Raw genomic sequence first — 7285 nt, 5'->3', positions numbered from 1 at the left:
GGCCTTCCGGGCTGCTTTTGGGGAAGGTGTGGACGGCGGCAGGGGCGTTGGTCAGGCCGACACCGCCATGCACGCGGAAGGTCGAATTGTCGGAGCGGCTGCTGGCGTCGACGGCGTAGCCGGCGTTGATACCGAAGGAGGCGCGGGTCCAGGTGAACACCGGAACGGGGGGGAACACCGGCGGCGGGGGAGCGCCGCGCGGCAGGTCGGCGGCCGAGGGGGCGCCGGTAAGGAGGGCCGTGGCGGCGCTCGCGAGAAGAAGCTTCTTGATCATCTGGTCCTCTGTCTCCCGTTCAACGGGATGTGTGCCCGGCAACAGAAACGGCAGGTTGAGGAAGCGCGATAGTGCAGCGCTGCAACACGGCTCCCGAGGGCCTCGAACCGGTAGACGGGCGCGTGCGGTTGAGCACATCCCGCACGTAGGAAAGCCGATTTCGGCCCAAAGATTTGTATCTCGACGTTTCCGGCAGCAAAAAACCCCGCCGCACGGAGGCTGACGGGGCTGTAGTTTGCTCGAGAACATTCCCAGGACCAACCAGGAAGCTTCGGCTCCTGTTAGATCCGACTGGCCGGCGGCCCGCAAGCCCATCGAGTACTGTTGTTAGCGGTTAAGATTAATTTACCCGCCCTGCCCCTCGGATACCGGCCGTAAACCGATCGTGGATCTCGGCCGATCCGGGATCGCGGGCCTACCTGCGAGGTTCCGGCAAGCCCGCGACGCGGGGCACCGGGTTGCGCCCGCACGGCATCCTGTGGTGACCCTCCCGGCATGCCGTGTCCGAAAACATCCGCCGCCGCGCGGGACGATGCCGAAGGCCGGGCGGTCGCGCGACCCCCGCGAGCATGATGCCCATGTTCGGCTTCTCTCTGAGCTCCACCGAGCCCGACAGCATCGCCCACATCATCCAGGTCGCGCTCGCGCCGGCCTTCCTGCTGTCGGCGCTCGCGACCCTGCTGAACGTGTTCTCCACCCGCCTCGGCCGGATCTCCGACAAGGTCGACACGCTCTCGGGGGAGATCGTCACGGTGACGGATGCGGAGGCCGCGCGCCTGTCCCGCCGGCTGACCTTCCTGCGGCGGCGCTCCTTCGTCCTCGATGTCGCCGTCGTGCTCGCCTCGCTCGGCGCCTGCCTGATCGGGCTGGCCGTGCTGACTCTGTTCGTCGGGGCGATGCGCGATGCGGCGACCGCCTCGATCCTGTTCGCCTGCTTCGGCGCGGCTCTGGTCTGCACCGTGGCGGCGATCGGGGCGTTCATGACCGAGATCCTGATGGCCGGCCACGGGGTGCGCGACGAGGTCGATCACCAGCAGGACAAGGTTCCGGCGCAACCATGATCCGCTCGGGTTTCGCGTTGCGTGCCCGAGGAACTTCGTCTTAATCTCGACGGTGCTTGATTCCGCTCGCCCGCCGCGTCCGAGTGTTCCGCCATGAGTGTCGCGATTCTGGTTGCCCTCATTGCCGGAGCCCTGTGCCTCGGGATGCTCTCCTCCCTCCTGCCGTTCGGGCGGCGGGGCGAGGACGAGGAGATGGTTTTGCCCGACGAGAGCGAATTCTTCGATATCGGCGGCCCGATCATCGACCTGGAGCCGCTGATCCCGCTGCTCGATGCGCAGGCCATCGAATCGAAGCGGTGAGCGCGGTATCCGTGTCGCGTGGGGCCGCCGGCCCGATCGCATCCGGGCGGCGGCCCCGACCGTCGCTTTAAGCGGCCTCGTTGTCCGAATCGTCCGCGTCCAGGATGGTCTCCAGGTCGCCCACCAGGGCGTCGAGCTGATCGGCGGTCGCCTTGAGCTTCAGCTTGGTGCCGTCCTCGGCCTCCACCGCGATCTCGATATGGTCCTCGACCTTGGCGGCCAGGGCCTGCTTGATGGTGTAGGTCGTCACGTGAGCCTTGTCGGCCATGCCGGTCTCCTCGTTGGGCTGCGGGCAACGCGGAGTGTCCGGCATCGGCGCTGCGGCAGAAGCTCGCGTCGAAGACTCTTCGCAGCCTGTGCGGAGAGGCGGCCGTGACGGCGGGACGCTTCGCAGAATTGGCTCCCTTACAGTTGGGGGATGCGCCGCTCGATCACCCGCTGGCGATGGCTCGGGCTCTCCGGGAGGCGTGTCGGACTCGGGAGGGCCGGCAGCAGTTCCGGCTTGGCCCGGGGCGTCTCGACGACGACCGCCTCCAGCACCAGCGGCCGGGCCGGCTTGGTCAGGGCGAGCGGCTTGCCGGACTTCGCAGCCAGCGTCCCGATGGCCCAGAGCGCCAGACAGGCCAGGCCGAACCCGACACCCGTCCAGGACGGTTCCGAGCGGACCATCAGGAAGGCGGCGCCGGTCAGGGCGGCCGCGGCTGCGAACAGCCGGGGAGTCGGATCGCCGGACATCACGGCGCCAGCCTCACCGAGGCGGGCTGACGGCCGGTGAAGATCATCGCTCGAATGCGAGTCAATCCGCCAGGCTGGAGGGCGGCTGCCAGGTGGCGCCGGGATGCTCGCGGATGTCGCCGGCCCGGGCGCCGGTATCGGCATCGCTGGTCCAGTCGCCCGGCTCGGTGACGCTGGCGATCTCCGCCTCCGGGTAGGCGGCCGCCAGGAACAGGCGCGCCTCGCCCTCGGCCTCGGCCCGCACGGTCACGAGCGGCCTGTCTCGACCCGCATCGCGGATCTGGGCGATGAACAGCTTGGTCATGGGAGCCTCCGTACCGTGGGGCGCCAACGGGCCGGCGGCGGGATGGTTCAAGCCCGTCCCGATCGGGCGGCGATTGCCTTCCGCCGCACCTGTGGCAGCGACGATACAGCTTGAGTGTGGAAAACCGGGTAATTTCCGGGGCGATAGGAACATTCGCTGGGGAAAGACCAGTCATGAAGACGCTTCTGGCCTCGTTGGCCGCCTTTACTGCCCTGACCGCCGCCGCTTCGGCCGCGGACCTGCCGCGTCGCGCCGCCCCGCCGCCGATCTTCACCCCGGTGCCCGTGTTCACCTGGACCGGTGCGTATTTCGGTATCAACGCCGGCTACGCGTTCGACGCCAGCAGCAACAGCAACTCCAGCTTCGGGGTCCCGGCCGCGTTCGCCACGACCGCCGTCACCACCGCCACCTTCAGCCAGCGGAACCAGGAAGGTTTCACCGGCGGTGGCCAGGTCGGCTACAACTACCAGTTCACCCCGGGCTCGGGCGTGGTGGTCGGCATCGAGGCCGACGCCCAGTATCTCGACTTCGGCCGCAGCCGGAACAACGCCCTCATCACCGGCGGCCAGCTGCGTCAGGGTCTCTACGTGACCGACCCGCGCGGCCTGTCGAGCCTCGACTTCTTCGGCACCGTGCGCGGCCGCCTCGGCTACGCCTTCGACCGGGTCCTGGTGTACGGCACCGGCGGCTTCGCCTACGGCTCGGGCAGCGCCGATCGTTCGTTCGGCGGCTTCGCCGGCAACGACAGCTTCCGCACCGGCTACGCCGTCGGCGGCGGCATGGAATTTGCCCTCCCGGTCGACTCGTTCCTGAACTTCTTCCGGTCGAGCGCCGTCACGGTCAAGGTCGAAGGCCTGTACGTCAACCTCGACCGCAACACCCGCAACCAGGGCGCGTTCGTGATCAACGCCGCCAGCAACGTCCCGGCCTTCTCCAGCATCGTCGGCCGCCGCGACGACGAGTTCGCCGTCGTCCGCGCCGGCCTGAACTACAAGTTCGGCTCGTACTAAGACCCGGACCACCCGGCCTTCGGGCCGGGTAGCGATCCGACCCGCTGCAACGCCCCGGGAGCCTCCGCTCCCGGGGCGTTGCCGTTCGGGCTCTCCGGGACGGCGCAGCCCTGCCGGTGCGCGACCGCCGGGAACAGCCGCTGGCCCCCGGCGGTTGTTGGGGTCATGCCGGCCTCGGTCGGCCCCTCTCAGTTCGAGCGTCTCATGACCAGCCGTACCCTTCAGTCCACGCTTCTCGCCCTCGCGCTCGTCGCCGGCAGCGCCGGGATGGCGGCCGCCCAGAGCACGCCCAACGGCAACACCTCGACGTCGGGCGCCCCCGCCGGCAGCAACAGCACGGGCAACGGCGCCACCGGCAGCGGTGCTGCCCCCAGCGGCAAGTAAGCGAGTCGGTAACCCGGCCTTAACCATAAAGGCCGAAAGATCGGTCGATCCAGGAGCCCAGCGCTCCGACGACCGTGCTTCCTTCAGCCCCGCGGCCCATCCCGGCCCGCGGGGTTTTTTCGTGGCTCGGCCTGGGCGAGGGCGGGTCCGGATCCGCCATGCGCCCACTTTCCCCCGGAGCGAACCGGGCGCCATCCGCGAAACCTTGACCTTTCATCTGAAAAACAGCACCTCACATCAGTACGCGGCCGGCTGCGCACGCGAATGCTGAATGCGTGACTCCGGTGATGCGGTCGAAATCAGTCCTGGAGATGGGCGCGGACGAGCCTGGTCTGCATCAGGCGGCGGCCTGGCGTGAGGCCGTCGCCCCGTTCTGGGAATTCTCGATCCGGCAGGAGGATGTCGCCGATTTCCGCGGGCGATCGCAGGTCCGGCACCTGGGCAATGCCATCCTGTGCCGGGCGAGCGCCTCCAGCCTGCGGTTCGAGCGCCCGCGCGCGCTGGTCGCCCGGATGGGCGTCGATCACATCCTGGCCCATGTCCGCGTGTCCGGCCGGTCCCGGATCACGATCGACGGCAGCGAGCGCGATTGCGGGCCGGGCGATCTCTGCCTGTTCGACCTGTCCCGGCCCCTGGCCGCCCGCTCCACGGATTACCGCGCCCTGACGGTTGTGCTGCCGCGGCCGCTGTTCGGCCAGGGGGCGGGCGATCTCGATGCGCTCCACGGAACTGTCCTTCAGGGCACCACGCCGTTCGGCCGGCTGCTCGCCGATCATCTGCGCGCCCTGAGCGCCCAGGCCGACGGGTTCTCGGAGCGCGAGGCGCGGGCGGCCGCAGAGGCGACGGCGACGCTGCTCGCCGCCGCCGTCCCGTGCCTGTCCGGAGGCGGCCGGACCGGCCAGGCGCCGGAGCGCGCGCCGCTCCTCCTCGCCATGCGGCAGGTGATCGAGGCCGAGCTGACCGCCCCGGGCCTGACCGCCGAATCGCTCTGCGGGCGGTTCGGCGTCTCGCGCAGCGCGCTCTACCGCCTGTTCGCCCCGATGGGCGGCGTGGCCGGCTACATCCGCCAGCGCCGGCTGGACCGCGCCTATCGGGACCTCGTCCGCGCGGGGGAGGGCCGGTCCGTGCGGATCTCGGAGGTCGCCTACCGGTGGCATTTCGAGAATCCCGCGCATTTCACGCAGGCGTTCCGGGACGCGTTCGGCTGCGCCCCCCGGGACGTCCGCGCCCAGGCCGGCGCGCCACCCTCCCCGCTGCCGCCGCGCCAGGACTGGGCCGATTTCTACGACTGGGTTCTGCGGCTGTCCGCGTGAGCCTGGTCGCCCCGGTCCCGCCGGCCCTTTGTGCGGCGCCCCTTGTGCGCCCGGGGCCGTATCGCCCATAACGGCCGCGATGAAATCTCGGATGCAGCAGGGGCGCTCGGGGCGCGGCTGGTGGGCGATCGCCGCCCGCATGCTCGCGCGCGTCCTCGCCCTGTCCTTGGCCTTGTCCCTGGCCGGACCGGGCGTGGGCCTCGCGGCGGATCTGGCGTTCCATGCGGGCGGCCATCACGACCGCGTCGACGGGCCGTCCCTCGCGGAGGCCGGCAGCAGCGTCGATCCCGGCGTGACCGAGCACCTCCATTGCGGCTGCCACCAGGTCGCGCAGCTCGAGACCGGAATCCCGGCGCCGCCGGCGATTCCCGGCCGGCCGGTCGCGGTCCGGATCGCCGCCGCCCTCCCCTCGGTCGTCCCGGACCGCCTGCCCCGGCCGCCCCGCGCGTGAGCTGACGCCGCCGCTCTCGGCGCGCGTCCTGGCCGGGCCCCCGCGCGGGCGCCCGGTTCGCCCTCACGCGTCATCTGAACGGGATCCCCCGGACGCCGCCGCGCGGCGCCTGCGGTCCCGGCCGAGCAGGCCCCCATGCGTCTCCTGATCTCCTGTCTCCTCCTGGCCGCCGGCATCGTCGTCGGCGCCGCCGTTCCGGGCGTGTCCGGGTTCGTCCGGGACAGCCTCGCGGCGATCGGCCTGACCCGGCCCGCCGGCAAACCCGGCCCCGAACCGACCGGGCACGATCACGACCCTGGCCCGGCGCAGGCTGCCGCGCATGAGAGCCACGGGCACGCGGGCCACGACGCGCACGCGGAGGCGGGCGTGATCCGGATGAGCCCCGAGCAGGTGGCGGCCCAGGACATCACGGTCGCCCCGGTGGCGGGCGGCACGCTGGCGCGCCACCTGCTCGTTCCCGGCACGATCACGCCCGATACCGACCGGATCGCCCGGGTCCCGGCCCGGGTGGTCGGGACCGTGGCGGAGATGCGCAAGCGCCTGGGCGATTCCGTGCAGAAGGACGAGGTCGTCGCCGTGCTCGACAGCCGGGAGGTCGCCGACGCCAAGAGCGAGTACCTGACCGCCCTGGTCCAGGTCGAACTCCAGACCATCAATTTCGAGCGCCAGCAGAAGCTGCTGGCCTCGCGCTCGGCCTCGGAATCGGCGTTCCAGAGCGCCCGCGCGGCGTTCCTGGAGACCCGGCTGCGGGCCGACCTCGCCCGCCAGAAGCTGTCGGCGCTGGGGCTCGACGCCGCCGCGGTCGCGGCCGCGCAGACCCGCGACGAGGCGACCCCGACCCACTCGACCCTGCGCCGCTACGAATTGCGCGCGCCGCTCGCCGGCCGCGTGGTCGAGCGTCGGGTCGATGTCGGCTCGGCGGTGGGCAAGGAGGGCGACCCGGCCGACCTCTATCTCATGGCCGATCTCTCCACGGTCTGGATCGAGCTGTCGGTGCCGACCCTCGACCTCGCCCAGGTCCAGGAGGGCGCCCGCGTCGCCGTCACCCCGACCCGGGAGGGCGGCGACCGCCGCGCAGAGGGGCGGGTGATCTTCGTGAGCCCGTTCCTCAACGCCGAGACGCGCTCGGCCCGGGTCGTGGTCGCCCTGCCCAATGCCGACCTGGCCTGGCGGCCCGGGACCTTCGTCACCGCCGAGCTCGAGATCGACCGGGACCACGTGCCGGTCCGGGTGCCCAAGGCGGCGCTCCAGACCGTGGCCGGCACGCGGGTGGTGTTCGTGCGGACCCCGGACGGGTTCGCGATGCGCGCGGTCGAGCTCGGGCGCTCCGACGACGAGGCCTACGCGGTCACGGCCGGGCTCGCGCCGGGCGAGGCCATCGCGGTCGCCAATTCCTTCCTGCTGAAGGCCGAGCTCGGCAAGGCCGAAGCCGGCCACGACGATTGAGGCGCCG

At 71.3% G+C, this 7285-nt stretch carries 11 protein-coding genes and 1 pseudogene; 7 read left to right on the top strand and 5 right to left on the bottom strand.

Annotation, left to right across the window (positions count from 1 at the left end; all coding sequences use genetic code 11):
• Window positions 1–274 (bottom strand): annotated as a pseudogene (locus MKL20_RS06455) (porin family protein); the annotation flags it as partial.
• Window positions 275–852: 578 nt separating this feature from the next.
• Between MKL20_RS06455 and MKL20_RS06450 the strand changes: the two are divergent.
• Window positions 853–1335: a DUF2721 domain-containing protein gene (locus MKL20_RS06450; RefSeq protein ID WP_243970911.1), complete on the top strand. Its 483-nt coding sequence runs from the start codon at window positions 853–855 to the stop codon at window positions 1333–1335.
• 93 nt (window positions 1336–1428) lie between these two features.
• Window positions 1429–1635, top strand: a complete 207-nt coding sequence (locus MKL20_RS06445) for a hypothetical protein (RefSeq protein WP_243970591.1) — start codon at window positions 1429–1431, stop codon at window positions 1633–1635.
• Between the two features lie 67 nt (window positions 1636–1702).
• Here the strand turns inward: MKL20_RS06445 and MKL20_RS06440 are convergent, their stop codons facing one another.
• From MKL20_RS06440 to MKL20_RS06430, 3 genes are all read right to left on the bottom strand, one after another.
• A complete protein-coding gene (locus tag MKL20_RS06440; protein WP_244035980.1) occupies window positions 1703–1903 on the bottom strand; it encodes a hypothetical protein in 201 nt (66 codons plus the stop codon).
• 137 nt (window positions 1904–2040) lie between these two features.
• Window positions 2041–2370, bottom strand: coding sequence for an energy transducer TonB (locus tag MKL20_RS06435; protein ID WP_244035979.1), 330 nt, complete (start codon window positions 2368–2370; stop codon window positions 2041–2043).
• 61 nt (window positions 2371–2431) lie between these two features.
• Window positions 2432–2674, bottom strand: a complete 243-nt coding sequence (locus MKL20_RS06430; RefSeq protein ID WP_243970597.1) for a hypothetical protein — start codon at window positions 2672–2674, stop codon at window positions 2432–2434.
• A gap of 173 nt (window positions 2675–2847) precedes the next feature.
• Here MKL20_RS06430 and MKL20_RS06425 point away from each other — a divergent pair, with 173 nt between their 5' ends.
• The gene (locus MKL20_RS06425) at window positions 2848–3684 is read left to right on the top strand and encodes an outer membrane protein (RefSeq protein ID WP_244035978.1); all 837 of its coding nucleotides are present in this window, start codon (window positions 2848–2850) and stop codon (window positions 3682–3684) included.
• On the opposite strand, the gene MKL20_RS06420 is transcribed toward MKL20_RS06425, so the two are convergent.
• On the bottom strand, window positions 3681–3851 hold the full coding sequence (locus MKL20_RS06420) for a hypothetical protein (RefSeq protein ID WP_244035977.1): 171 nt from the start codon (window positions 3849–3851) through the stop codon (window positions 3681–3683). The two genes, MKL20_RS06425 and MKL20_RS06420, sit on opposite strands and share 4 nt — an antisense overlap.
• Window positions 3852–3888: 37 nt before the next feature.
• Between MKL20_RS06420 and MKL20_RS06415 the strand changes: the two genes are divergently transcribed.
• The 4 genes from MKL20_RS06415 (at window position 3889) to MKL20_RS06400 (ending at window position 7278) form a co-directional block, all read left to right on the top strand.
• Window positions 3889–4068, top strand: coding sequence for a hypothetical protein (locus MKL20_RS06415; RefSeq protein WP_243970601.1), 180 nt, complete (start codon window positions 3889–3891; stop codon window positions 4066–4068).
• A gap of 287 nt (window positions 4069–4355) precedes the next feature.
• Window positions 4356–5381, top strand: a complete 1026-nt coding sequence (locus tag MKL20_RS06410; protein WP_244035976.1) for a helix-turn-helix domain-containing protein — start codon at window positions 4356–4358, stop codon at window positions 5379–5381.
• Window positions 5382–5472: 91 nt separating this feature from the next.
• On the top strand, window positions 5473–5832 hold the full coding sequence (locus MKL20_RS06405) for a hypothetical protein (protein WP_244035975.1): 360 nt from the start codon (window positions 5473–5475) through the stop codon (window positions 5830–5832).
• Between the two features lie 135 nt (window positions 5833–5967).
• Window positions 5968–7278, top strand: coding sequence for an efflux RND transporter periplasmic adaptor subunit (locus MKL20_RS06400; protein WP_244035974.1), 1311 nt, complete (start codon window positions 5968–5970; stop codon window positions 7276–7278).
• The last annotated feature ends 7 nt before the right edge of the window (window positions 7279–7285 follow it).

Source organism: Methylobacterium sp. E-066 (assembly GCF_022829635.1).
In the GTDB taxonomy this organism is placed as follows: Bacteria; Pseudomonadota; Alphaproteobacteria; order Rhizobiales; family Beijerinckiaceae; genus Methylobacterium.
The sequence above is the reverse complement of the archived record's forward strand: the minus strand, read 5'-3'. Positions and strand labels throughout refer to the sequence as shown.